This window comes from Priestia sp. P5_B4 (genome assembly GCF_056400385.1).
Window position 1 is genome coordinate 1 of sequence record NZ_JBFULJ010001243.1, and the last position, 849, is coordinate 849.

The 849-nt window shown below is 39.5% G+C and carries 1 protein-coding gene; it reads left to right on the plus strand.

The window, feature by feature from the left end; genetic code table 11:
- Positions 1 to 61 precede the first annotated feature (61 nt).
- Positions 62 to 849 (plus strand): ATP-binding cassette domain-containing protein (locus tag AC1DRF_RS30220; RefSeq protein WP_477742600.1); only part of this gene is annotated, 788 nt, incomplete at its 3' end.

The window sequence follows — 849 nt, forward strand, 5'->3', positions numbered from 1 at the left end:
GATCAGCTTAGTCAGTATGTAGAAGAATGGGGTAAAAAAGAATAGAAGTGGAGGGACAGATATGACGAACGAGCTTTCAATGAAGAACATAACAAAAAACTTTGGTTCTTTTCAAGCGCTGAACAAAGTTGATTTTACTGTTCGAAAAGGGGAAATCCATGCTTTATTGGGAGCCAATGGTGCCGGTAAAAGTACGCTGATGAAAATATTGTGCGGRGCTTACGACGAGTACGAAGGAAAAATCTGCAAAGACGGAGAAGAAATCTCCATTTCTTCTCCTAAAGAAGCTAAGCGCCAGGGCATCGCCATTGTGCATCAAGAAGTAGATGTAGCGCTGATTCCTTCGCTGTCAGTGGCTGAAAACATTGTGTTAGACGTACAGGCTTCTAATAAAAGTAAGACATTTGTAAACTGGAAATCTATTTATAAGAAAGCGGAAGAAGCTCTTTCTTTACTTGGCTCTTCTCTATCCGTAAAAAAAAATGTCGTTGACCTAACTCTATCAGAAAAACAGCAGGTGCTTATTGCACGTGCAATTGTACAGAATGTTGATTATTTAATTTTGGATGAACCAACCGCACCTCTTAGTGTGGAAGAGACGAAACAATTGTTTTCTGTGATGAGAGAGTTAAAGAAAAGCGGAGTAGGCATTATTTACATTTCACATCGCCTTCAAGAAGTGGTTGATATTTGCGACCGCTTAACGGTTTTAAAGGACGGACGCTATGTAGCTACACAAGAAACTGCACATACATCAATTGAAGACGTGATTACGCTCATGTTAGGAACGTCTTCTGTAAAGCAGTGGGTCAAAAAATCAGTAGAATTTGGAAACGAACTTTTACATGT